This window comes from Pseudonocardia cypriaca (assembly GCF_006717045.1).
In the GTDB taxonomy this organism is placed as follows: Bacteria; Actinomycetota; Actinomycetes; order Mycobacteriales; family Pseudonocardiaceae; genus Pseudonocardia; species Pseudonocardia cypriaca.
In genome coordinates this window covers 1,473,482-1,493,994 of the sequence record NZ_VFPH01000002.1, presented here as the reverse complement: position 1 = coordinate 1,493,994, position 20,513 = coordinate 1,473,482, and the positions used below count along the sequence as shown (strand labels likewise).

At 71.4% G+C, this 20,513-nt stretch carries 22 protein-coding genes; 13 read left to right on the top strand and 9 right to left on the bottom strand.

Features of this window, described 5'->3' with window-relative positions; genetic code table 11:
* The first annotated feature begins 22 nt into the window (after nucleotides 1–22).
* Nucleotides 23–709, top strand: coding sequence for an ABC transporter ATP-binding protein (locus FB388_RS24765; protein ID WP_142104567.1), 687 nt, complete (start codon nucleotides 23–25; stop codon nucleotides 707–709).
* 3 nt (nucleotides 710–712) lie between these two features.
* Here FB388_RS24765 and FB388_RS24760 read toward each other — a convergent pair whose 3' ends face one another.
* Nucleotides 713–1,933 carry a hypothetical protein gene (locus FB388_RS24760; protein WP_142104566.1) on the bottom strand — a complete coding sequence of 407 codons (1,221 nt, stop codon included), beginning with the start codon at nucleotides 1,931–1,933 and terminating at the stop codon, nucleotides 713–715.
* A gap of 187 nt (nucleotides 1,934–2,120) precedes the next feature.
* On the opposite strand from FB388_RS24760, the gene FB388_RS24755 reads away from it, so the two are divergent.
* From FB388_RS24755 to FB388_RS24715, 9 genes are read left to right on the top strand one after another with little or no spacing between them, the layout of a single operon-like run.
* Nucleotides 2,121–3,431, top strand: a complete 1,311-nt coding sequence (locus tag FB388_RS24755) for a helix-turn-helix domain-containing protein (RefSeq protein WP_211362208.1) — start codon at nucleotides 2,121–2,123, stop codon at nucleotides 3,429–3,431.
* Nucleotides 3,428–4,765, top strand: a complete 1,338-nt coding sequence (locus tag FB388_RS24750; protein WP_142104565.1) for an ABC transporter substrate-binding protein — start codon at nucleotides 3,428–3,430, stop codon at nucleotides 4,763–4,765. The genes FB388_RS24755 and FB388_RS24750 overlap by 4 nt, the downstream gene beginning before the upstream one ends.
* The gene (locus FB388_RS24745) at nucleotides 4,762–5,706 is read left to right on the top strand and encodes a carbohydrate ABC transporter permease (RefSeq protein WP_142104564.1); all 945 of its coding nucleotides are present in this window, start codon (nucleotides 4,762–4,764) and stop codon (nucleotides 5,704–5,706) included. The genes FB388_RS24750 and FB388_RS24745 overlap by 4 nt, the downstream gene beginning before the upstream one ends.
* Entirely contained in the window at nucleotides 5,703–6,557 is an 855-nt protein-coding gene (locus FB388_RS24740; RefSeq protein ID WP_142104563.1) for a carbohydrate ABC transporter permease, read from the top strand. Before FB388_RS24745 ends, FB388_RS24740 begins: the two co-directional genes overlap by 4 nt.
* A 3-nt stretch (nucleotides 6,558–6,560) precedes the next feature.
* Nucleotides 6,561–7,679, top strand: a complete 1,119-nt coding sequence (locus tag FB388_RS24735) for an ABC transporter ATP-binding protein (RefSeq protein WP_142104562.1) — start codon at nucleotides 6,561–6,563, stop codon at nucleotides 7,677–7,679.
* Nucleotides 7,676–8,575 carry an acetylxylan esterase gene (locus FB388_RS24730; protein ID WP_142104561.1) on the top strand — a complete coding sequence of 300 codons (900 nt, stop codon included), beginning with the start codon at nucleotides 7,676–7,678 and terminating at the stop codon, nucleotides 8,573–8,575. Before FB388_RS24735 ends, FB388_RS24730 begins: the two co-directional genes overlap by 4 nt.
* A complete protein-coding gene (locus tag FB388_RS24725) occupies nucleotides 8,572–9,441 on the top strand; it encodes an acetylxylan esterase (RefSeq protein ID WP_170225817.1) in 870 nt (289 codons plus the stop codon). The genes FB388_RS24730 and FB388_RS24725 overlap by 4 nt, the downstream gene beginning before the upstream one ends.
* Nucleotides 9,438–10,589, top strand: coding sequence for an aminotransferase class V-fold PLP-dependent enzyme (locus tag FB388_RS24720; protein ID WP_142104559.1), 1,152 nt, complete (start codon nucleotides 9,438–9,440; stop codon nucleotides 10,587–10,589). The genes FB388_RS24725 and FB388_RS24720 overlap by 4 nt, the downstream gene beginning before the upstream one ends.
* Nucleotides 10,589–11,056, top strand: a complete 468-nt coding sequence (locus FB388_RS24715; protein WP_142104558.1) for a RidA family protein — start codon at nucleotides 10,589–10,591, stop codon at nucleotides 11,054–11,056. Before FB388_RS24720 ends, FB388_RS24715 begins: the two co-directional genes overlap by 1 nt.
* Before the next feature lie 457 nt (nucleotides 11,057–11,513).
* Here the strand turns inward: FB388_RS24715 and FB388_RS24710 are convergent, their stop codons facing one another.
* The 3 genes from FB388_RS24710 to FB388_RS24700 form a co-directional block, all read right to left on the bottom strand.
* Nucleotides 11,514–12,572: a GNAT family N-acetyltransferase gene (locus tag FB388_RS24710; RefSeq protein ID WP_170225816.1), complete on the bottom strand. Its 1,059-nt coding sequence runs from the start codon at nucleotides 12,570–12,572 to the stop codon at nucleotides 11,514–11,516.
* A gap of 81 nt (nucleotides 12,573–12,653) precedes the next feature.
* A complete protein-coding gene (locus tag FB388_RS24705; RefSeq protein WP_142104556.1) occupies nucleotides 12,654–13,208 on the bottom strand; it encodes a DUF6529 family protein in 555 nt (184 codons plus the stop codon).
* The gene (locus FB388_RS24700; RefSeq protein ID WP_142104555.1) at nucleotides 13,205–13,846 is read right to left on the bottom strand and encodes a hypothetical protein; all 642 of its coding nucleotides are present in this window, start codon (nucleotides 13,844–13,846) and stop codon (nucleotides 13,205–13,207) included. Before FB388_RS24700 ends, FB388_RS24705 begins: the two co-directional genes overlap by 4 nt.
* Before the next feature lie 118 nt (nucleotides 13,847–13,964).
* On the opposite strand from FB388_RS24700, the gene FB388_RS24695 reads away from it, so the two are divergent.
* Nucleotides 13,965–15,179, top strand: a complete 1,215-nt coding sequence (locus tag FB388_RS24695; protein WP_142104554.1) for an MFS transporter — start codon at nucleotides 13,965–13,967, stop codon at nucleotides 15,177–15,179.
* A 75-nt stretch (nucleotides 15,180–15,254) separates the two neighbouring features.
* Here the strand turns inward: FB388_RS24695 and FB388_RS39590 are convergent, their stop codons facing one another.
* From FB388_RS39590 to FB388_RS24680, 3 genes are all read right to left on the bottom strand, one after another.
* Nucleotides 15,255–16,175: a hypothetical protein gene (locus tag FB388_RS39590; protein WP_170225815.1), complete on the bottom strand. Its 921-nt coding sequence runs from the start codon at nucleotides 16,173–16,175 to the stop codon at nucleotides 15,255–15,257.
* A 34-nt stretch (nucleotides 16,176–16,209) separates the two neighbouring features.
* Entirely contained in the window at nucleotides 16,210–16,809 is a 600-nt protein-coding gene (locus FB388_RS24685; RefSeq protein ID WP_142104553.1) for an RNA polymerase sigma factor, read from the bottom strand.
* A gap of 133 nt (nucleotides 16,810–16,942) precedes the next feature.
* Nucleotides 16,943–17,425, bottom strand: a complete 483-nt coding sequence (locus FB388_RS24680) for a hypothetical protein (RefSeq protein WP_142104552.1) — start codon at nucleotides 17,423–17,425, stop codon at nucleotides 16,943–16,945.
* Between the two features lie 134 nt (nucleotides 17,426–17,559).
* On the opposite strand from FB388_RS24680, the gene FB388_RS24675 reads away from it, so the two are divergent.
* A complete protein-coding gene (locus FB388_RS24675; protein ID WP_142104551.1) occupies nucleotides 17,560–18,303 on the top strand; it encodes a hypothetical protein in 744 nt (247 codons plus the stop codon).
* 195 nt (nucleotides 18,304–18,498) lie between these two features.
* Nucleotides 18,499–19,425, top strand: a complete 927-nt coding sequence (locus FB388_RS24670) for an AEC family transporter (RefSeq protein WP_142104550.1) — start codon at nucleotides 18,499–18,501, stop codon at nucleotides 19,423–19,425.
* 4 nt (nucleotides 19,426–19,429) lie between these two features.
* Here the strand turns inward: FB388_RS24670 and FB388_RS24665 are convergent, their stop codons facing one another.
* Nucleotides 19,430–19,765: a hypothetical protein gene (locus FB388_RS24665; protein WP_246122365.1), complete on the bottom strand. Its 336-nt coding sequence runs from the start codon at nucleotides 19,763–19,765 to the stop codon at nucleotides 19,430–19,432.
* A 123-nt stretch (nucleotides 19,766–19,888) separates the two neighbouring features.
* Complete coding sequence (locus tag FB388_RS24660) at nucleotides 19,889–20,476, bottom strand: Lrp/AsnC family transcriptional regulator (RefSeq protein ID WP_211362207.1); 588 nt, start codon at nucleotides 20,474–20,476, stop codon at nucleotides 19,889–19,891.
* Between the last annotated feature and the right edge of the window lie 37 nt (nucleotides 20,477–20,513).

Sequence of the window (20,513 nt, the reverse complement as noted above, 5' to 3'; positions counted from 1 at the left end):
TTTCTCGACGAGGAGAAAGTTAATGATCGAGCTCGATTCCGTTTCGAAGATCTATCGCTCCGGCTCCATCGAAGTGCGCGCGCTCGATCGCATCGACCTGTCGATCGCGGAGGGGGAGTTCGTCGCGATCATGGGATCTTCCGGGTCGGGCAAGACCACGCTCATGAACGTCCTCGGCTGCATGGACTCGCCCACATCCGGCGTCTACCGGCTCGGCGGCACCGACGTCGGCTCGCTCTCGGAGAACCAGCTCGCCAGGATCCGCAACCTGCGGATCGGGTTCGTGTTCCAGTCCTTCAACCTCGTCGCGCGCACGAGCGCGCAGGCCAACGTGGAGCTCCCGCTCATCTACGCGGGAACCCACGATCGCAAGCGCCGCGCGCGTGCCGCGCTGGAGCGGGTGTGGCTCGGCGAGCGGTCGCACCACATGCCCAACCAGCTGTCGGGCGGCGAGCAGCAACGCGTGGCCATCGCGCGAGCCCTCGTCACCGACCCGCGGATGATCCTCGCCGACGAGCCGACCGGGAACCTCGACTCCCACGCGACCACCGAGATCATGGACCTGTTCTGCGAGCTCAACCACGAAGGGCACACCATCGTGCTCATCACCCACGAGCGCAGCGTGGCCATGCTCGCCAGGCGGGTCGTCGTGCTGCAGGACGGCCGGATCGTGAGCGACAAAGCCGCGGGGGGTGCGCTGGTCGGCTGACGGTCACAGCGAGGCGAGTAGACCACGCGCCTCGTCGAGGCGCCGCCGCTCCCGTTCCAGCAGGCGCCGCCGGTCACCGGGCGGTTCCTGCTGCTCGATCAGCGACCGGGCGGTGAGTACGTCCAGCTCGACGGCCATCCAGTGGGCGCACGCGGCGAGGACGGCCGGCCCGTCGGCCCGCCACGCCTGGGCCCGTGCTTCGAGCGCTGCGAGCTCGGCGCGACCGGCGTGCAGGCCGGCGCGGTACTCGTCGCGCAGCACGGCGTGGACCTGGTCGCCGATGTTGCCGCTGCGATGGGCGGCGTCGAGGCGGGCCAGGTAGTTCTCGAACCTCGCCGTGGTCTCCTCGGCGTCGCGGCGCCTGCGGACGAGGTCCGGGAGGACGATGGCCGCCGCCACCCTGATGCCGACGACGCGCGCCGCCGCGGGGGAGATCTCCCCGGCGCAGGCGCGGATGGTGGCGACCTCGAGGTCGAGCAGGATCTCGAGGGTCTCGATCTGGCCGGAGAGCCGCTGGGTCTGGGCGGGCAGCTCCCTCACCCGGTCCCGGATCTCGACGAACGGCTGCAGCACCCATTCGCGCAGGTCGCTGGTCTTGTCGGCGGTCCGGGTCTGGACGTCCTGGAGCCGCCTCTGCAGCGACCCCGAGAAGCCGCCGGTCCGGGGGGCGGCTTCCGGCGGTGCGGCGTCGTCGTGGATCTGCGCCTGCAGGATCGCGTCGACGAGCTGGCCGAGCCTCGCCACGCGGCCCAGGATCTGTTTCCACGCCCGGGTCTGCCACCGGGTCTGTTCGAGGACGTCGAGGTCCTCCTGCACCTGTTCCGGGTCGTGGTCGGCCGAGCGGTACCGCTCGGCGATCCCGTTGACGGTGTCCAGCTGCGCGAGGTAGGCCTCGAACTGCGCCGAAGCGTCGGTGACGAGGTCGACCCACGTGTCGAGCGAGGTGCCCGTCTGCTGTCCGACGTACCTGCTCGCGATCGCCTTCGCGGCCCGGACGGCGGCCAGCATCGGCAGGGCGGTGAGGCCGGCCCCGCTCAGTCCGCCGTCGGGGGTCTCGTTCTCGGTGAGCACGTTCAGCGCGTCGCTCAGGGAGCTCAGCGTCTCGCACACCGCCCGGCAGTCGCCGCCGACGACGTCGACGGTCTCCGCGATGGCCGCGAAAGCAATCTTGGCGGACTCGATCGACGGCGCGGTGAGAGCGTCGATACCGCCGGTTGCGTTCATGCTCGCGCCTCCGAGGGCCGGCAGGTGGGGTGATCAGCGGCTGATCGTTACTGCCCTCGTTCTGATGGTCGCCGCGCGTTACGCCGCATCGGGAAAACGCACTCTTGACCGCCTTCACCAGTCGTGGCACGGTACCGGAAATCGCTCAAACGAACTATTTACGAACGTGGATCGTATTGGCGGCCGCATGCGAATGGTTCTCGGGCTAGTCCTGCACACGTCCCACCGCGCTCGGCTGGCGATGGCGAGCGAGATGCTCACCGGCGTCCAGCTGGAGCTGGTGGTCTACGAGCAGGAGCGCGAGATCCGGCCCAAGGTCCAGGCGCTGCTGAACCGCGTCCGGCTGGACGGGATGCTGCTGGGCCGCGTGCCCTACGACGCGTGCCGCGACCTGCTGCCGCCGGACCTGCCGCTGACCATCAACCGGTACGCGGCACTCGAGCTCACGCTCACGCTCGGCCGCGCCCTGCGGCAGGGGTGGGCGCCCGCGCCCGTCAGCATCGACACCTTCGACCGGTCGGTCGTGGACGACGTGACCACGGCGCTCGGCATGGAGCCCGACCAGGTCACGTGCCTGCCCTATGCGGCGGACATCTCGTACCCGCAGATCATCGAGTTCCACGAGAAGTTCCTGGCCGAGCACTCGGACGGCTTCGTCATCACGGTCCGCAGCGAGGTGACGCGGGCGCTGGGCAACCGGGACCGCGTGCTCAACGTCGTGCCGCTGGAGTCCACCGTGCGCGCGGAGCTGCACGAGCTGGTGCTGCGGATCCAGTCGCAGCGGGCCAAGGAGATGTCGTTCGCGGCCGGCATCTTCTCGGTGGTCGACTTCGAGGGGGACTCCAACCTCGACCGCGCCCGTGTCGGGCTGCTGAACATGCTGCTCAACACCCCGGAGTTCGCGGACGCATGGGTCGACACGCGGGGGAGTCGCGGTGTTGCCGTGCTGGCCCACCGGGCGCTTTTCAACGAGGTCACCGGCAACTGGTCGGCACTGCCCGTGGTCGGCACGGCGCACGAGAGCCTCGGGATCCGCGTGGCTGCCGGCTTCGGCTTCGGGTCGTCGGCCCGCAAGTGCGTGGTGCTCGCCGAGAAGGCCGTGGCGCAGGCCGAGCAGACCGGCGCGCCGTGCGGCTTCCTGATGGACGAGGACGGCGTGATGGTCGGGCCGTTGCGGCCCGGCGCCACGCCGCTCCGCTTCACCTACCGCGAGCACGGGCCCGATCTCGAACGGCTCGCCCGCCGCGCCGGGCTGTCCGCCGCCACGATCTCGCGGCTCGCGGCGCTCGACCGCACGCTGGCCGGGCGGCCGCTGTCGCCCGGCGATCTCGCCGACGCGCTCCACATCACCGATCCCAGCGGGCGCCGGCTGATCCGCAAGTTGACCGCGAGCGGCCTGGCCGTGCCGCAAGGCAGTGCCCAGGCCAACCGCAGGGGAAGGCCGACCAGTCTCTACCAGCTGACGATCGCCGCGGCGATCGGAGAGGACGTGCAATGACGCCGGAGACCTCCCTCAGCCGTCGCCGGGTGCTGCAGCTCGGCGCCCTCACCGCGAGCCTGCCCGCGCTGAGCTCGGTACTGGCCGCCTGCGGGGGCGGTGGCGGCAGCGGTTCCGGTGCCGTGAAGTTCTCCGGCTGGGACTACGAGTCCGCCCTCGTCCAGCAGAACGTCGACCGCTTCAAACAGCTCAACCCGGACGTCCCGGTCGAGTACACGCCGATCACCAGCGCCCAGTACGTGCAGAAGACCGTCGCGGAGTTCACCGCGGGCGACGGGCCGGACGCCCTCTACGTGTACGACGACTCACTTGCCGGCTGGGTGGCCGCCGAGTACCTGCAGCCCCTGGACGGGCTGCCCGGCGTCGACGACGTCTACGCCGGGATCTACCCGTCCAACGCCGAGGCGATGACGGTCGACGGCAAGCGGTACGGGCTGCCGTACTACACCGACTCGCAGTGCCTGATCTACAACGAGGCCATCCTCGCGAAGGCCGGGATCTCGGCGCCTCCCAAGAGCCTCGACGAGCTTGAGCAGCAGTCGCAGCGGATCAAGGACGCCGGCATCCTCGAGTTCCCGATCGGCCTCACGGCCCAGCTGCAGGACACCTGGTGGGGGTGGGCGTGGGGCCTCGTCTTCGCCAGCGGCGGCGACGTGTTCGACGCCGCGGGGAACCCGGTCATGGACGGCCCCGACCCCACGGTTCGCGACGTCTTCGCCTGGCTGCAGCGCGCCGCCACCGTCACGAAGGTGATCGACCCGGCCGTGCTCCAGCTGCTGCCGGTGCCGCTCGACGACGCGATGAAGAACGAGCGGTACGCGTTCACGATCGGCGCCCGGTACGCGCTGCGGGACTACAACGACCCGGCCCGGTCGAAGACCGCGGGCAACCTCAAGATCGCCTACATCCCCAGCCTCGACGGCAACGTGGTCGGCACCGTCAGCAACACCCGCATGTACGCGCTGAGCAAGGACACCGAGGTCAAGGACCAGGCGTTCCGGCTGCTCACCTACCTCGGCGGCTTCGACGGCGACGGCGTGCCGTACACGGCGAAGTACTGGTTCCAGAAGAAGGGCCTCGGCTTCCCCTTCCGCAAGCTGGAGCAGGACCCCGAGGTGCAGGCAGGCCTCGCCACCTTCGCCGACCCCACGATCTACTCGGGCCTCGCCTCACTGGCCCGGCCGCGCACGGCGATCAAGCAGCCCTGGTACAGCGAGTACGAGAACGAGCAGCAGAAGGTCGTGCAGCAGCTCCTGTCCAACCAGACCTCCCCGGACGACGCCGTCAAGGCGCTCTCCACGACCGTGACGTCGCTCAAGCAGAAGTACTCGTGACCCTCACAGCGGTCGACACGGAGAAGCCGCGCGCCGGGAGCGCGCGCCCGCCACGGCAGGGGATCGGCGACACCGCCCGCGCGTACCTGCTCAACGCGCCCGCGATGATCGTCATCGGGCTGTTGGTCGCGTACCCGATCGGCTACTCGTTCTGGCTCTCCCTGCACCGGTACAACCTGAAGCTGCCGGCCCTGGAACGGTTCGTATGGTTCCAGAACTACATCGCGCTGGTCGGCGATCCGATCTTCCTGAGCTCGCTGCGGGTCACCGTCGCGTTCGTGGTGGTCGTGCTCGGCCTGACGGTGGTCCTCGGGACGGCGCTCGCACTCGTGCTGAACGAGACGTTCCTCGGCCGCGGCGTGCTGCGGAGCCTCGTGCTGCTGCCGTGGGCGATGCCAGGCGTGGTCAACGGCCTGATGTGGCGCACGATCTTCGACGCGAAGACCGGTGCGCTCAACGGCCTCTTGCTGCAGTTGGGCCTGATCGACTCCTACCAGGCCTGGCTGACCTCGCCCTCAGGCGCGTTCTTCATCACCGCGTTCGCGCAGGTCTGGAACACGCTGCCGTTCACCGTGATCATCCTGCTCGCCGGGCTGTCGACGATCCCGAGCGAGCAGTACGACGCCGCGAAGGTGGACCGGGCCGGAGTCGTGCAGCGGTTCACGCAGGTCACGTTGCCGTGGCTGCTGCACCCGCTGCTGATCGTGCTGATCCTGGAGACCATGAACGCGTTCCGGGCGTTCGACACGATCTACGTGCTCACCGGCGGCGGGCCGGGCGACGCCACCAACGTCATCGCCGTGCTGAACGTGCGCACCGTGCTGACCTACACCGACTTCGGCCTGGGCAGCGCGTACTCCTGGGTGATCACGATCGTCACGCTGGTGATCTCGATCGGCTACATCTCGACGCTGTACCAGAGGGGGCGGATCGAGGTATGACGCGGAAAGTCGTTCTCTACGCCCTCGCGATCGGTTTCGCGCTGTACCTCGTGGTGCCGTTCTACTGGATCGTCAACATCAGCTTCATGCACGAGGTGGACGCCGCATCCGTGCCGCCGCAGTTCCTGCCGGCGGATCCGACGATGGCCAACTACCTCGGGTTCGTGAACCCGAGCACCGACCAGGCCCTCGTCGGGTCGAACGCCGTGGGCGACACCCCGTACGCGCTGCTCAACAGCCTCGTGGTGGCGCTCTCGACGGCCCTGGTGAACCTCGTGCTCGGCACGTTCGCCGCCTACTCGTTCTCGCGGATCCAGTTCCGCGGCAGCCAGGTGCTGCTGATCGTCTACCTGCTGACCCGCATGGTGCCGGGCATCGCGATCATCATCCCGTTCTACCTGGTGATGCGGACGCTGGACCTGCTCGACACCTACGGCGCGCTGATCCTGTCCTACACGACGTTCGCGCTGCCGATCACGATCTGGATCCTCAAGGACTACTTCCGCACGGTGCCCCGCGAGCTGGAGGACGCCGCGCGCGTCGACCGCTGCGGCTGGTTCCGCATGATGTGGTCGGTGTTCCTCCCGATCTCCGCGCCAGGGCTCGTGGCGGCGGCGATCTTCTCGTTCATGACGGCGTGGAACGAGTTCATGTTCGCGCTGTTCATGACCAGCAGCATCAGCTCGCAGACCATCCCGGTGATCGCCGCCAACTTCGCAACCGACCTGAACACGCAGGTCACGTTGATGGCAGCGGCCGGCGTGCTGGCGGTACTGCCGCCGCTGGTGCTGGTGCTGATCTGCCAGCGGTTGATCGTGCAGGGCATGGCGGCCGGTTCGGTGAAGGGGTAGACGATGGCCGAGGTCAGGCTGGAGAACGTGCGCAAGGAGTTCGGGGGCGTCGTCGCCGTCGAGGACGTCTCGTTGACGGTCGCCGACCGCGAGTTCCTGACGCTGGTGGGCCCGTCCGGCTGCGGGAAGTCCACGACGCTGCGGATGATCTGCGGGCTGGAACGCATGTCGGGTGGCCAGGTGTTCTTCGACGACGTGCCGGTGGCCCACCTGCCGGCCAACAAACGCGACGTGGCGATGGTGTTCCAGAGCTACGCGCTCTACCCGCACAAGACCGTGGCGCAGAACCTCGGCTTCGCTCTGCGCAACCTGCGAGTGCCGAAGGCGGAGATCGCCGCCCGGGTGGACGAGGTGGCCGCGTCGCTCGGCATCGAGAGCCTCCTGGAGCGCAAGCCGAAGGAGCTGTCGGGCGGGCAGCGGCAGCGGGTCGCGCTCGGACGGGCCGTGATCCGCGACGCCGGTGCGTACCTGCTGGACGAGCCGCTGTCCAACCTCGACGCCCAGCTGCGCGGGACCATGCGCGCGGAGCTGAAGCGGCTGCACGCCGACCTGCGCCGGACGTTCATCTACGTCACGCACGACCAGGTCGAGGCGATGACCATGTCGGACCGGATCGCCGTGATGAAGGACGGGCTCGTGCAGCAGTGCGCGTCGCCGGAGGAGATCTACGCCCGGCCGGCCAACCTGTTCGTCGCGTCGTTCATGGGGAGCCCGGCGATGAACTTCCTGACCGGCGAGGTCCAGCGCGAGGGCGGCCGGCTGCTGTTCCGCCACGGCGCCGTTACCGTCGAGCTGCCCCAGCACGCGGGCGCGGCGGTCGACGAGCTGTCCGGCCGGGCCGCGGTGCTCGGCATCCGCCCCGAGGACGTCCAGCTCTCGGACGACGGCGGCGCCGCTGGGCAGATCTTCGTGGCCGAGCTGCTCGGCGCCGACGTGCTCGTCACGGTCCGGCTGGGGGAGGAGCTGGTGAAGGCCCGCGTGCCGGCCCCGTACGACGGCCGCGTCAACGCAGGCGTCTCGGTCGTGATCGCACCGGACAAGGTGCACCTCTTCGATCCGTCCGACGGGCGCGCGGTGCTGGCCGCGCGGTCCAGCGTCCTGACCCGGCAGGAGAGCCTGTGAACGTCCTTCGACCCGACGACTTCGACGACTTCTGGGACGCGACCCTGAAGCAGGTCGCGCAGGTGCCGCTGCGGCCGTCGTTCGAGTACGTGGAGGAGCGCTCCACCGACGACGTCGCGGTCTACGACGTGCACTACGACAGCTGGGAGGGCGTGCGGATCTCCGGCTGGTACGCGGTCCCGCGCGAGGCGGGGCCGCACCCGGCGCTGATGCTGGTGCCCGGCTACATCTCCGAGCCGGTGATCCCGCGGAGCTGGGCGAGGAAGGGCTACGCGGCGTTCGCCGTGGCGCCGCGCGGCAAGCTCCGGTCCAACCAGCGGTTCAACCCCGGCTACCCGGGCCTGCTCGTGCACGACATCGTCGACCCGAACACCTACGCCTACCGCGGGTTCTACGTCGACGCGGTGCGGGCGGTGGAGGCGGTGCTGACCCGGCCGGAGGTCGACGCCGACCGGGTCGGCGTGCACGGCTCCAGCCAGGGCGGCGCGCTCACCATCACCACCGCGGCCCTGATGCCCGACGTGGTGGCGTGCGGCGCCGCTGGCGCTCCGTACCTGTGCGGTTTCATGGAGTCAGCACGTCTCACCCACTCCTACCCGTACGAGGAGATCAACGAGTACCTGCGGGATCATCCCGACCATGAGCAGCTGGTCGCCGAGTCCGTCGGCTACTTCGACGGCATCAACTTCGCCCCGAACATCCAGGCCCCCATGCTGGTCTACATCGGTCTCGAGGACGACGTCTGCCCACCGGAAACCGGCTTCGCGGTGCACGAGGCGATGAAGTGCGAGAAGGAGCTGCTCACCTACGAGCGCTGCGGCCACGACGCCGGGCACCACTGGGCGATGGAGAAGGTCGAGGCGTTCCTCGCCGGGCACCTGGGGGTGGCGCGGTGACGGAGCTCGACGAGTACTCGTTCGACGAGTACTGGGACGCGGTCGACGCCGAGCTGGCCGCGCTCCCGGCGCGACCGGTGCTGGAACGCGTCCCCCGCCGGTCCACCGCCGACTTCACCGGATACGAGGTCCGGCTCACGAGCATCGGCCCGTACCGGATCTTCGGCTACCTCAGCGTGCCCACGGGGGAGGGACCGTTCCCGGCGCTGCTCACCACCCCGCGGTACGGCAGCGTCAACAACCCGCCGCACTACAACGACCGGCTCCGCTACGTCACGCTGACGATCGCGCATCGCGGCCAGCGCACCGCCGACGAGCCGTACGCCGCCGCGTACCCGGGTCTGCTGACCGACGGGATCGCCGACGCGGCCCGCTACGTCTACCGCGGCATCGTCGCCGACTGCCTGCGGGCGGCGGAGTACCTGTCCGGCCTGCCGGATGTCGACCCGTCCCGGGTGGCGGTCGTCGGAGACGACCTGGCGCTGCTCACGGCGGCCCGGCGCCCGGTGTTCTCCGCGCTCCAGCTCACGGGTGTCCTGCTCCACCGGGGCGGCGAGCAGGCCGACGCGGACTACCCCGCGGCCGAGTTCGGCGACCACCTCCGGGCGTGTCCCGGCGACGCCGACGCGGTGCGCCGGACCTTGGCGTTCTTCGACGCCGAACGGCACGCCCCCGCGGTGACGGCGGCCGCCCGCGTCGAGGTCCCCGGCGCGGCGAGCCCGTTGTCGGCGCTCGCGGAGCGGCTCGGTGCGGAGCGGTACGTCCTGACCCACCACGGGCAGGCCGACAGCGACGCGGCCGACGCCTGGCTGGCCGGCCGGCTCGGCGCACCGGCGATGTCCCGGTTCAGCAGGGCGGCCGGATGACCACCATCGAGAACCGGTACGCGAACGAGGTGTACGCCGAGCTGGGCGTGCGGCCGGTGGTGAACGCCGCGGCAACCCTCACGAGACTCGGCGGATCGCTGGTCGCGCCGCCGGTGCTGCCCGCGATGGCCGCGGCCGCCCGGAACTTCGTCGACGTCGTCGACCTCGGGCGCGCCGTCGGGCGGCGGCTGGCGGACAAGACCCGCAACGAGGCGGCGTACGTCTCCAGCGGCGCGGCTGCGCTGCTCACGCTCGGCGTGACCGCGTGCATCGCCCGGTCCAAGGGCGGCGGACTGGTCGAGGACCTGCCCTACCTGGACCGGACCGGCGAGAAGACGGTCATCATGTACCGCGACCAGCGCAACCCGTACGACTACGCGGTGCGCCAGGTCGGCGTCCGGATCGTCGAGGTGGGGCCGGAGCCGGCCGAGCTGGAGGCGGCGATCGACGGCCGCACGGCGTGCGTGCTCTGGTTCGCGGGCGCGCACTTCGCCGCCGGAGCGCTGCCGATCGAGCAGGTGGTGGAGATAGCCCACAAGGCGGGCGTGCCGGTGCTCGTCGACGCCGCGGCCCAGGTCCCACCGGTGTCGTCGCTGTGGCACTTCACCGCGGAGGTCGGCGCCGACGCGGCGATCTTCAGCGGCGGCAAGGGGCTGCGCGGCCCCCAGTCGACCGGCCTCATGGTCGGCAAGGAGTGGCTGATCGCGGCGGCGCGCGCGAACGGCGCGCCCAACCACTCGCTGGGTCGCGGGATGAAGGTCGGCAAGGAGGAGCTGCTCGGGCTGCTGGCGGCCGTGGAGTGGACCCTCCAGCAGGACGAGCCGGAGCTGATCGCGGCGTACGAGGCGTCGGTCGAGAAGTGGATCGTCGGCCTGTCCGGGCTGCGCGGCATCTCGGTCAGCCGCGGCTACCCGAGCGAGGCAGGCCAGCCGCACGGCCGCGCGATCGTCGAGATCGGCCCGGACTCCGGGTGGAGCCGCGACGAGCTCATCGGGGCGCTGTGGCGCAACGACCCCGCCATCGCGGTGGCCCCGGACGGCACGCGCGCCATCGCGCTCAACCCGCAGACCCTGCAGCCCGGCGAGGACGACCTCGTCCTCGCCGAACTGCAACGACTCATGAGAATGCGAACCAAGGAGGACCTGTAGTGGGCGACATCGACGACAGGCTGAAGGCCGCCGGTATCGAGCTGCCGACCAAGGTGGCGCGCGGCGCAGGCCTCGTGCCGTGCGTGCAGCACGGCGACCTGCTGTTCGTCTCCGGCCACGGCCCGGCCGACAACGACGGGAACCTGCTCTACAAGGGCAGGGTCGGCTCCGAGGTCAGCCTCGAGGAGGCCTACGACGCCGCCCGAGCCACCGGGGTGCAGCTGCTGCGCAGCATCCGCGACCACCTCGGCGACCTCGACCGGGTCGAGCGCATCGTCAAGGCGCTGGCCTTCGTCAACAGCGCCGACGACTTCCACGAGCAGCCCGCGGTCGTCCACGGCTTCTCGGACCTGATGGTGGAGATCTTCGGCGAGCGCGGCCGCCACGCCCGCTCGGCCATCGGCACGAGCAACCTGCCGGACAACCAGCCCGTGGAGATCGAGCTGATCGTCGCGGTGCGCGGCTGAGCCCGATCAGAGCGGTTGGTGGGGTTGGCGCAATTCTCGACCGTGCCTTGCGTCGGTCGGTCGGAGCTGCACCATCCCTGGCCCCGCCCGCCCTCGCGGTCTCCCTGCCGGGCGATGAGCACGTGCCGGGCGATGCAAGGCGACTATCCGGTGGTCACCCCGTGGGATCGAGGGTCGGGACCACCGGATAGTCGCGTAGGCACGCGGCGGTGACGGTCTCGTCGTGAACGGGCGTGCCCTCCAGTCGGGGACGGCCGTCCGAGCAACCACGGAAATCGGTAGTTCACCCAACGCAGCCAAGTCGACAGGCGTGGGGTCGAGGCGAACGAGGGGCTGGGCGCAAGGCCGGAAGCGAAATCTCGGACCGATTATGCGGGGTTGATCGCCGCGAGATCACGCTTTGCGCCCTCGGTAGGGCGTTCCACCTTGTCTCAGATGGATCACGCTGCTTCGAGCGTCAACGCCGGGTGACGGCGTTCTCGTTGTCGGTGTCGCGGAACCCGATCACCTTCTTCACCGCGGTCCGCAGCGCCTTGTCGGCCTTGGTCACCGGGAGGCGCTCGATGCGGTAGTCGGAGTACGCGACCGATGCCGCCCCGAAGCGCTCCTTGAAGCGCGCGAGCGACTCCGAGTCGCCGGTCTCGTGCATGTGGTAGTGCGTGCAACCCGCAGCGCATGCGTCCTCGATCGCCGTCCACTGCAGCAGGTCGTTCGCGCGCACCGGGCCGGCGACGTCCCGGTCCATCGCACCGCGGGAGTAGCTGGCGGTCCGCCCGAACAGGACGATGATCGACGCTGCCGGCGTGTCGCCGACGTACGCGACGTAGTGCCGGAACGCGTCCCCCATGTGCTCGGCGATGCGGTCGAACTTCCCGACCGGGTCGCGCCGTCGGCCACGCCACCGCGCCAGCGGCAGGGGCTCGTTCTGCTTGGCCGCCCACCGGTCGAGCGACATGTCGTAGAACCGGTGGTAGATCGGCAGCAGGCTGCCGTCGCGGTCGACCTCGACGCGCACGCCGTGCCGCTCGGCCGTTCGCAGGTTGCGGCGCGTGAGCGACGTGAGGCCGGCGCGGGCACCGTCCAGCCCGTCGCTGAGGTCGAGGACGTGCGCCCGCCGGGGCGACGCGTAGACCTTCGGATGCTCGGCCACCACCTGCCACCCGTCCCGGAGGGGGTCGGGGCGGACGACCACCCGGACGGCCGGCAGCGCCGCGAGGTCGTCGACGACCGCCCGGATCGCCCCGGGATCCAGATCCGGCCCGACGAGGCCGCCGAGTCCCCACGACCGCGGCAGCGACCACAGCTGCCCGACCACGCCGCCGAGGCCGGTCACGCGCACGAGCGGGAGCACGAACCGGCGCCCGTCGGCGAGCTCGTAGAGCCGGGTCGCGTCGGCGAAAGAGCCCCCCGCACAGACCGCGTCGACCCATTCCGGCGTGTGCTCGGGCAGTGCGAGCGGGTCTTCCGCCAGTACGGCTCGCCACTGATCTCGCGGTGCCCGCGAATGAACTCGCACGATGAGCGAACGCCCCCCTCGATCGTCCGGCTGACTACCGGTAACGACGTTTGTCCGGAACGTACGCGTCTGCGCTCCTACCTAGAGTGTCAGGCCCTTGGTGGTGAAGAACCACACCGCCGCGGTGAGCCAGAGCCCGGTCAGCCCGCTGAAGGTGAGGCCGCCGATCACGGGTAGCGCCCAGCCGGGCAGGTTGGGCCGGGTGAGCGAGAGCATCTTCGTGACGAAGACCCCGTAGAAGAAGCAGCCGAAAAGCGAGTGCACGAGTGCGCGGGGCGATGAGAAGTCGAAGCCCAGCGCGTAGAGGCAGTGCACGGCGACCGGCACGGTGACGAGCACCGCCAGCCGGCCCGACCAGCGGTGCAGCCCGCCGATCCACGACGGCGCCGCGACCCGGGGCACCTTGCCCCACATGACCAGCGCGGAGCCGAGCTGGACGAGGGCCAGTGCGAACGCGGCCGTGGCCAGCCACGACTTCACCGCCCCCGGGCTGGAGAAACCGGCCACGTTGACGGAGACCAGTGCGGGCTCGTGGAGGCGGCCGTACACGCCCAGTGCCACCGCGACCAGGACGCCGATCGCCACCGGGACGGCGACGACAGCGGTCCGGGTGGTGGGAGGTGAGCTGTGCGTCATCCGATCCTCCCGGTCACGAGCTCGACGTCGACCGGCACGCCGTCGAGTGAGGCGGTACGGGCCGCCGGGTCGAGCGGAGGGGCCGGAGCCGCCCCGTTCGCGTCGCTGACGATGCCGGTGACGCTGCCATCGGGCAGCACGTTCCAGCCGATCCGCTTCTGCACACCCGCGACCGAGACCCGGCCCCGGTACGCGCCTGCCGGTGGGGTGGCGAGCGCCGCGGAGTACGGCCACTGCTTGCCCTTCGCGGCCGCCTCGCCGAACACGGCGCCGTCGGACAGCTCACCGGTGATCGTGGCGCCGTCGGGACCGGTCAGGGACAGCGCGGAGCCCTCGACCGTGCCCTCGAGCCACGCCTCGACCTTCTTGCCGTCGCACAGGTAGGCCACGGCCCGCCCGTCCTTCAGGGCGATCGCGATCGTGGCCTCGTTCCCCGCGGTGCGGCCCGCGTAGGCGGCCTCGGCCGGCGACGGCGGAGTGGTCGGTGGTGCCGGTGTCGGGGCAGGTGCCGGGGCCGCGGGTGCGGCGACCGGTTGTGCCGCCGGTGAGGGTTGCCCGGCCATGTTCACGCCCACCAGGGCGGCCGCGAGGGCGGCCACGGCGAGCAGGGTCAGCAACGGCCCTCGGTGGTGTTGCATCGGCACCCCTTCCGATGGGCTCCCCCCAGGATTCGGAGCGGCGCCGCCGCCGTTACCCGGTCCCGGTAACGGCAACGAATGTTGGCGACGCACAGCGGGCCGATCGAGCCTGTGGTGCATGGACGTCCGAACCGACTCAACGGTGGGAGCCGCCCGCGGGCGGCTCCCACTGGCGGTCTACGTGCTCGCATTCAGCCTGTTCGCGATGGGGAGCGCGGAGTTCCTCGTCGCCGGGGTCCTCCCGGCGATCGCGGACGACCTGCGGATCACGTTGCCCGCCGCAGGCGCGATGATCTCGGCCTTCGCGGTCGGGGTCGTCGTCGGTGGGCCGCTGCTGGCCGTCGCCACCCTGCGCTGGCCGAGGCGGATCACGCTCGTGACCGCGCAGGGCGTCTTCGCCGCCTCCGTCGTGGCCGGTCTGCTCACCGACCACTACGGCACGTTGTTGGCCACCCGCTTCGTCTCCGGTGTGGCCTATGCCGGGTTCTGGGCAGCAGCCGCCGTCACGGCGGTCGGGCTCGTCACCCCCGATCGCACGGCCCGGGCGTCCGGGGTGGTCGTGAGCGGCCTCAGCCTCGCCATGATCGCCGGCGGACCGGCGAGCGCGTTGCTCAGCCATTTCACGGGATGGAGGGGCGGGTTCTGGGCCGTGGTCGCGCTCACCGTGCTCGGGGCGATCGCGACCCTCGTCGCCGTGCCCGAGACCCGCGCGGACGGGCGACCCGACGTGCGGCGCGAGCTGCGCACGATGGCGCGGCCGCGGCTGTGGCTCGTGTACGCCGCCACACTCCTGAGCACGGCCGCCTACATGATCTCGTACAACTACCTCGCGGCGTTCCTGACCGGCGTCACCGGCATCGCCGAGGTCTGGGTGCCCCCGATCCTCACGGTGTTCGGCGTCGGCGCGCTCCTCGGTCTCTCGGTCGGGGGCCGGACCGCCGACGGGCGCCCGTTCCACGCCCTACTGGCCGGCGCCGTCGGGATCGCCGCGAGCTCGTTCCTGCTCGCCGTGCTCGGGGCGCACGTCGTGCCCGTCGTCCTGCTGGTCGTGTTGCTCGGGATCGCGGGGTTCGTGCTGAACCCGGCGATCTACGGACGGGTGTTCACGATCGCGGCGGGCGCCCCGACCCTCGCCGGCGCAACCGCGGTGTCGGCGTTCCAGCTCGGCATCAGCGTCGTCCCGCTGTTCGCGGGCGCCGCGCTGGCCGGCGGCGCCGGCGTCGGCACCATCCCGCTGATCGGGGCCGGCCTGGCGCTCGTCACGATCCCGGCCGTGCTCGTCGACCGGTGGCAGGGCATACGTGAACGGGCCCCGGCCTCTCGGGGGGAGTAGAGGCCGGGGCCCGTTCCGGTTGCCGTCCGCCCCTCCGGGCCGGTGGGAGGCGAACGGCAGGCTCAGCGGAGCAGGTCAGCTGGTGGGGCGGTGGTCGGCCGAGGCGCCGCCGCCCTGCTTCGACTCGTCGCGCCCGCCCTGGGAGTCGGCGTCACGCGCGTCGCCGCCCTTCTCGTCGCCGTTCTTCTCGGCGCCGCCCTTGTCGTCCTCGTCGTTCTTGCCGTTGTTGTCCTTGCTCTCCTCGTCGCCGCCCTTGTCCGCTCGCCCGGCCGGGGGGCCGGCGGGGTGGTCGGGATTCCCGGGGGCTGCCGTGGGCGGCCCGCCCTGACCCGCGGAGGAGCCGGCGGCACCTGGGCGGTCGGCGGCGTGACCCGGCGCGGTGCCGGACTTGCCGGGCTCATCGACCTTCTCCCGGACGGAGCAGAAGCCGGGGACGTCCGCCTCGGAGCCCGCGGCCTCGACGAGCGAGCGGAAGGCCGGGTTCTCCGCGGCCTTGCCCGGGTTCTCGGTGGCGCCGGCCGCCCAGGCCCGGCAGAGGCCGATGATCGACGGTTCGGGGGAGTTCGCGTCGGGGGCGGCGGTGCTGCCGGAGTCGGCGTCCCGGTCCTCGTCGGCGGGCTCGGGGGCGGCGGTGGCCGTCGAGGTCGCCGCGGCCTCGTCCGTGGAGGACGGGGCGCTGGAGGCGTTCGCGGCGAGTGCCACGCCGCCGGTGGCGCCGGCCAACAGGACGACGGCGGCGAGGGCCTTCGCCGCGAGGATCTTCGAAAGGGCGGTGCTGAGCATCGAGGGTCTCCGGGTGGGTGCGCTGGGGAGCGAGGTCTCGCGGGGAGCACCGACGAAGGCGGCTACGGCCGCCGACTCGCCGGTGAGCTCGCTCGCCGCGCCGGGGCCCGCGGCGGCGGCGAGGAGCTGCTGGAGACCAGCTGGGCCGGGGCCACCGTCGAGCAGTTGCTCTGCGGTGGCCGCGGTCAGGCGGTCCGGGTTCGAGGTGCGCATCTCGGGCCGTCCAGCGCCGCACCCCGGCAAACCGTTACGCATCGCCCTCACCCGTCCAGTCGTCGTTGCGGATCGCCTCGGCGAGCTTCTTCAGGCCGCGGTGGGCGGCCACCCGGACCGCCCCGGGGCGCTTGCCGAGCACCTTGGCCGCGGTGGGCGCGTCGAGCCCGACGACAGCGCGCAGCAGGACGGCCTCGGCCTCGGTCTGCGGCAGCGCGAGGATCTGGGCCATCGCCCACCGGGTCGACATCCCCTCCACGGCCGACCCGTGCGCGTCCGTGGAGTCCGGGTGCTCGGCGAGGGTGCCCATCTCGGTCGGGTCGGCGGGCCGCCGACTGCGGGTACGGGCCCAGTCCATCGCCCGGTTGCGACAGATCGTGCTGACCCACCCGCGGAAGCCGTCGAGGTCGCCCTCGAAGCCGCGCAGGTCCCGGGCCACCTGCAACCACGTCTCCGCCGTGACGTCCTCCGCCTCGGCCCCGATCAGCGCCGTGGCGTACCGCAGCAGACGGGGCTGCAGGTCGCGGTACAGGGCCACGAACCCGGCCTCCTCGCCGCGGGAGGCCGCCCGGAGCGCTCCTTCCAGGTCCGTCTCGACTCGCGGTGGGATCACTTCGCCCGCGGCTGCGCGCACACGTCCTCCACGTCCTTTCCGGGACGGTAGGGCAGGTGCGTGGGGGAGCGCCGCCCGGAGCCGTCCGGACCGGCAGCGCCGGGCGCCGCCGGACCGTTACACGGCTCGGTCGACGAGGCGGTTCAGCGCTTGATCACCTCGGCCGCTCCGGCGCCAGCTGCCCGGCCACGACGACCCCGTAGAGGACGTGGTCTAGCGCCAGCAGCGCGCGCCACAGCACGCGCCGGTCCCGGACGTGGCGGACGCCCAGGACGGGCGCGATCCCGAGCTCGAAGGCCAGCCAGATCGCGAGGCCGTACGCCGGGCCTGCGGCCGGGTGCCTGCGCACCTCGGGCGGGAGCAGCCCGAACACCAGCCCACCACCGGTGCCGTACGTCCAGTGCGCCGCCTCGATCACCGCTCCCCGCGTCCGCTCCGGCAGCCGCCGCACCAGCGCGGGAGCCTTCTCCTCCACGATGGCCTCCGGAGGGCTCTGCTCGCGCCGTCCGACCGCCGCGGTGACCGTGCGGAGGCCGGTCATCGCCATCGCACCGACCAGCCCCCGAGCGCCTGCACGTGCCGTCGCCCACCGGGTCGTCCTGGTCGTCGCCACGCCCAGCGAGTGCCCGTTCCCCATGGGGGACAAAACCGTGCGCCCGGCGGCCCGCGTGCGGCTGACCGGCCTACTCACCGCCCGCCGCGCGGCCGGATTGCCTTGACCGGCCGTCGGACCGGCGCTACACCCGACGGGCGACCTGCCCGGGAGGCGACATGGGCGAGACCCCGCAGCGCCCAGAACCCGGCGCCGAGGCAGCGATCGACGCGCGGTGGCGCCAGGCGCGAGCCCTCGGGCGGATGAGCGCACTGGCCGGCATCGTCTTCGCCGCACTGTTCGTGTTGGCCATGGTGCTGGTGCAACGCGCGCCCACATTGCGGGACCCCGACCCGGTCTACGAGGCGTTCTACCGCGGTGGCGGTGACGCACTGGCCACCCTCGGGCTCACCGTCGTGCCGTTCGCCGGAATCGCGCTGCTGTGGCACCTCTCGGCCACGAGGGCGATGTTCCAGGCGGTGCCGCGGCCGTTCTCACCCGTGCAGGCGTGGCTGCAGATGGCCGCGGGCCTGCTGTTCCTCTGCATGATGCTCGTCGGCTCGGCCGCTGTCGGAGCGGTGTCCCTGCTCGTCGTCTTCCAGGTGACCCCACTGCCGGCACCGGACGTGGCGAGGGCACTGGCAGCCGTCGGCTACGGCCTGATGTTCGTCTTCGGCGGCCGCATGGCCGGCATGTACATGATCACGACCATCGGCATGGCGGGTGCGGCCGGCCTCCTGCCGCGCTGGTTGGCCGTCATCGGCTACCTGGCCGCGGCGTTCCTGCTGGTCAGCACGACGTACCACCCAGTGGTCCTCCTGGTGTTCCCGGCCTGGGTGGTGATCGTGAGCGTCGTCCTACTGCTTCGCGCGGGTCGGCCCACCGCGCCCGAACGGATGAGGCCGACCCGGCCGTCCCGATGATCATGGTCGGCGCGGGCACCGGACTCGCGCCGTTCCGGCTCGCCGATATGAGTGCCCGCGACCGGTTCCTGGAGGACATCTGGGGCAGCTGAGGCCCACCGCGCCGGGACGGCGGCGGCCTCCGGGATCCGCTCGACCAGCGCGACCCGGTTTGACCCCCGTCACAGCTCTACCCTGGTCAGACGTGACTGCTGCGTGAACGGGGTGCTCGACGCCTTCGTCGTGATCGGGGTCGTCGTCGCGGTCGGCTACGTGGTCGGTCGCGCAGGCGTGCTCGGGCCCTCCGCCACCCAGGTGCTCTCCCGGGCGGCGTTCTTCGTCGCGTCGCCCGCGCTGCTGTTCAGCACCCTCGCCCGCACGGACGTGACGGTCGTGTTCTCCGAGGGCCTCGTCGTCACCGCCGTGACGAGCGTGCTGGCGTGCCTGCTCTACGTCCCGGTCGGGTTGCTGCGCCGCAGGCCGGCGGGGGAGACCGCAGTGGGTGCGATGGCGAGCGGCTACGTCAACGCGGGGAACCTCGGGCTGCCGATCGCGACCTACGCGCTGGGCAACGTGGCCGAGGCCGTCCCGGTGCTGGTGTTCCAGCTCGCGGTGCTCACCCCGTTCTTCACGACACTCCTCGGGGTGCTGTCCGAGCGGGCGGACGGCGCCCGGCCGCCGTTGTGGCGGATGGTGACCGCGCCGCTGCGAAACCCGATCGCGCTCGCGACGGCCGCGGGGATCACGGCGTCGGCCACCGGGCTGCGTCCGCCGGAGACGGTGATCGCCCCGATCGAGCTGATCTCGGACCTGGCGGTGCCCGGGATGCTGCTCGCGTTCGGGATCTCCCTGTGCGGGGCGAAGCGCCCGGGAGCGGGGGAGACGGCGCCGCTCCTGGCGTCGGTGCTGCTGCTCAAGTGCGTCGTGCACCCGTTGCTGGCGCTGCTCGTGGGCCTCGTGCTCGGGCTCGAGGGGCACGCGTTGCTCGCGGTGGTGGTCTGCGCGGCCCTGCCGACGGCGCAGAACGTGTTCGGCTACGCGGTGCGGTTCGACCAGGGCGTCGTGCTGGGGCGGGACGCGGCGCTGAGCACCACCGTGATCAGCGTGCCCGTGCTCTTCGGCATCGTCGCGGTGCTCGCCTGAGGCGCTACGCCTGCCAGGCCCCGAGGAGGTCCTCCGGGCCGAGCGGGACCACACCGTCGACGGCGGCTCCACCCCGGCTCACGGCGACCAGCGGCGTCGAGTCGTCGGCGCCGGGCAGCCGGCTGCGGTGCACGATGAGCCGGGCGAGGTCGCGGGCGTCGAACGCGCGGTTCTCGAGCCACTTGACCGATCCGACGCACGTGATCCGCTCGGCCACCGGCTCGCGGTCGGCGCCCACGATGTCGATCTCCGGATCGTTGGTGCGGGTCCAGAAGCCGCCGATGACCGCAGTGCTGTGAGGTAGCACGTCGGGGAGGCGGCGCAACGACTCCCTGATCACCGGCTCGATCGCCCGCCCACGCCAGCTCGTCCAGGATGATGTGCCGACGAGCGGCCAACCATCCTCCGTGAAGCACTCATAGTTGGAACACTCATCAATGAGCGTATCCAGATGAGCGGCTCCTCAGAGCGACTCGAGCCCCGCGTGCCCGTCGCCTGCCCGGATGAAGCGGGTCATCCCCACCTGCTGGGTGGTAGCGGCCGGTGCGGGGATGTCGTCCGGCAGCAGGAACGCCCGGCTCACCACCTCGTCCATCACGAGCACCGACTCCACGGCCTTGATCTCGGGCAGTACCGACAGCGCCTCGGTGACGAACTCGTGCACCTCCGCGACGTCCCGCCCGCGGACGAGCAGCATCGCGTCGTGCTGGCCGGTGGTGACCGCGCAGTACTCGACCTGCGGCATCTCCACGACCCGGCCCCGGAAGCTCTTCCACGACTGCGGCCGGACCGTGACGAACACGAGCGTGCAGATCCCGAAACCGACCTTGCGCGGGTCGACCCGTGCGCTGAACCCGGTGATCACGCCGCGCGCCACCATGTTCTCGACGCGGGTGTAGACGGTTGCCCGGGAGACGCCGACCTGCTCGGCGAGGGCGGACATGGAGACGCGGCCGTTGTCGCGAAGTCCGGCCAGGATCCGCTGGTCGGTCTCGTCCAGGTCGGCGATTCGTCCAGCAGGAGGGTCGTCCGACTCCGGGCCTCTGGACACTCCGGGACCCCCTCATTCGTTGGCTGTGATTTCGTCT

Bases quoted from the DNA above. Each gene is read 5' to 3' on its own strand.
- FB388_RS24720 (WP_142104559.1), top strand. From the start codon at position 9,438: ATGACCACCATCGAGAACCGGTACGCGAACGAGGTGTACGCCGAGCTG.
- FB388_RS24705 (WP_142104556.1), bottom strand. From the start codon at position 13,208: ATGACGCACAGCTCACCTCCCACCACCCGGACCGCTGTCGTCGCCGTC.
- FB388_RS24765 (WP_142104567.1), top strand. From the start codon at position 23: ATGATCGAGCTCGATTCCGTTTCGAAGATCTATCGCTCCGGCTCCATC.
- FB388_RS24755 (WP_211362208.1), top strand. From the start codon at position 2,121: ATGCGAATGGTTCTCGGGCTAGTCCTGCACACGTCCCACCGCGCTCGG.
- FB388_RS24700 (WP_142104555.1), bottom strand. From the start codon at position 13,846: ATGCAACACCACCGAGGGCCGTTGCTGACCCTGCTCGCCGTGGCCGCC.
- FB388_RS24750 (WP_142104565.1), top strand. From the start codon at position 3,428: ATGACGCCGGAGACCTCCCTCAGCCGTCGCCGGGTGCTGCAGCTCGGC.
- FB388_RS24675 (WP_142104551.1), top strand. From the start codon at position 17,560: ATGGGCGAGACCCCGCAGCGCCCAGAACCCGGCGCCGAGGCAGCGATC.
- FB388_RS24695 (WP_142104554.1), top strand. From the start codon at position 13,965: ATGGACGTCCGAACCGACTCAACGGTGGGAGCCGCCCGCGGGCGGCTC.
- FB388_RS24740 (WP_142104563.1), top strand. From the start codon at position 5,703: ATGACGCGGAAAGTCGTTCTCTACGCCCTCGCGATCGGTTTCGCGCTG.
- FB388_RS24760 (WP_142104566.1), bottom strand. From the start codon at position 1,933: ATGAACGCAACCGGCGGTATCGACGCTCTCACCGCGCCGTCGATCGAG.
- FB388_RS24680 (WP_142104552.1), bottom strand. From the start codon at position 17,425: ATGGGGAACGGGCACTCGCTGGGCGTGGCGACGACCAGGACGACCCGG.
- FB388_RS39590 (WP_170225815.1), bottom strand. From the start codon at position 16,175: ATGCGCACCTCGAACCCGGACCGCCTGACCGCGGCCACCGCAGAGCAA.
- FB388_RS24735 (WP_142104562.1), top strand. From the start codon at position 6,561: ATGGCCGAGGTCAGGCTGGAGAACGTGCGCAAGGAGTTCGGGGGCGTC.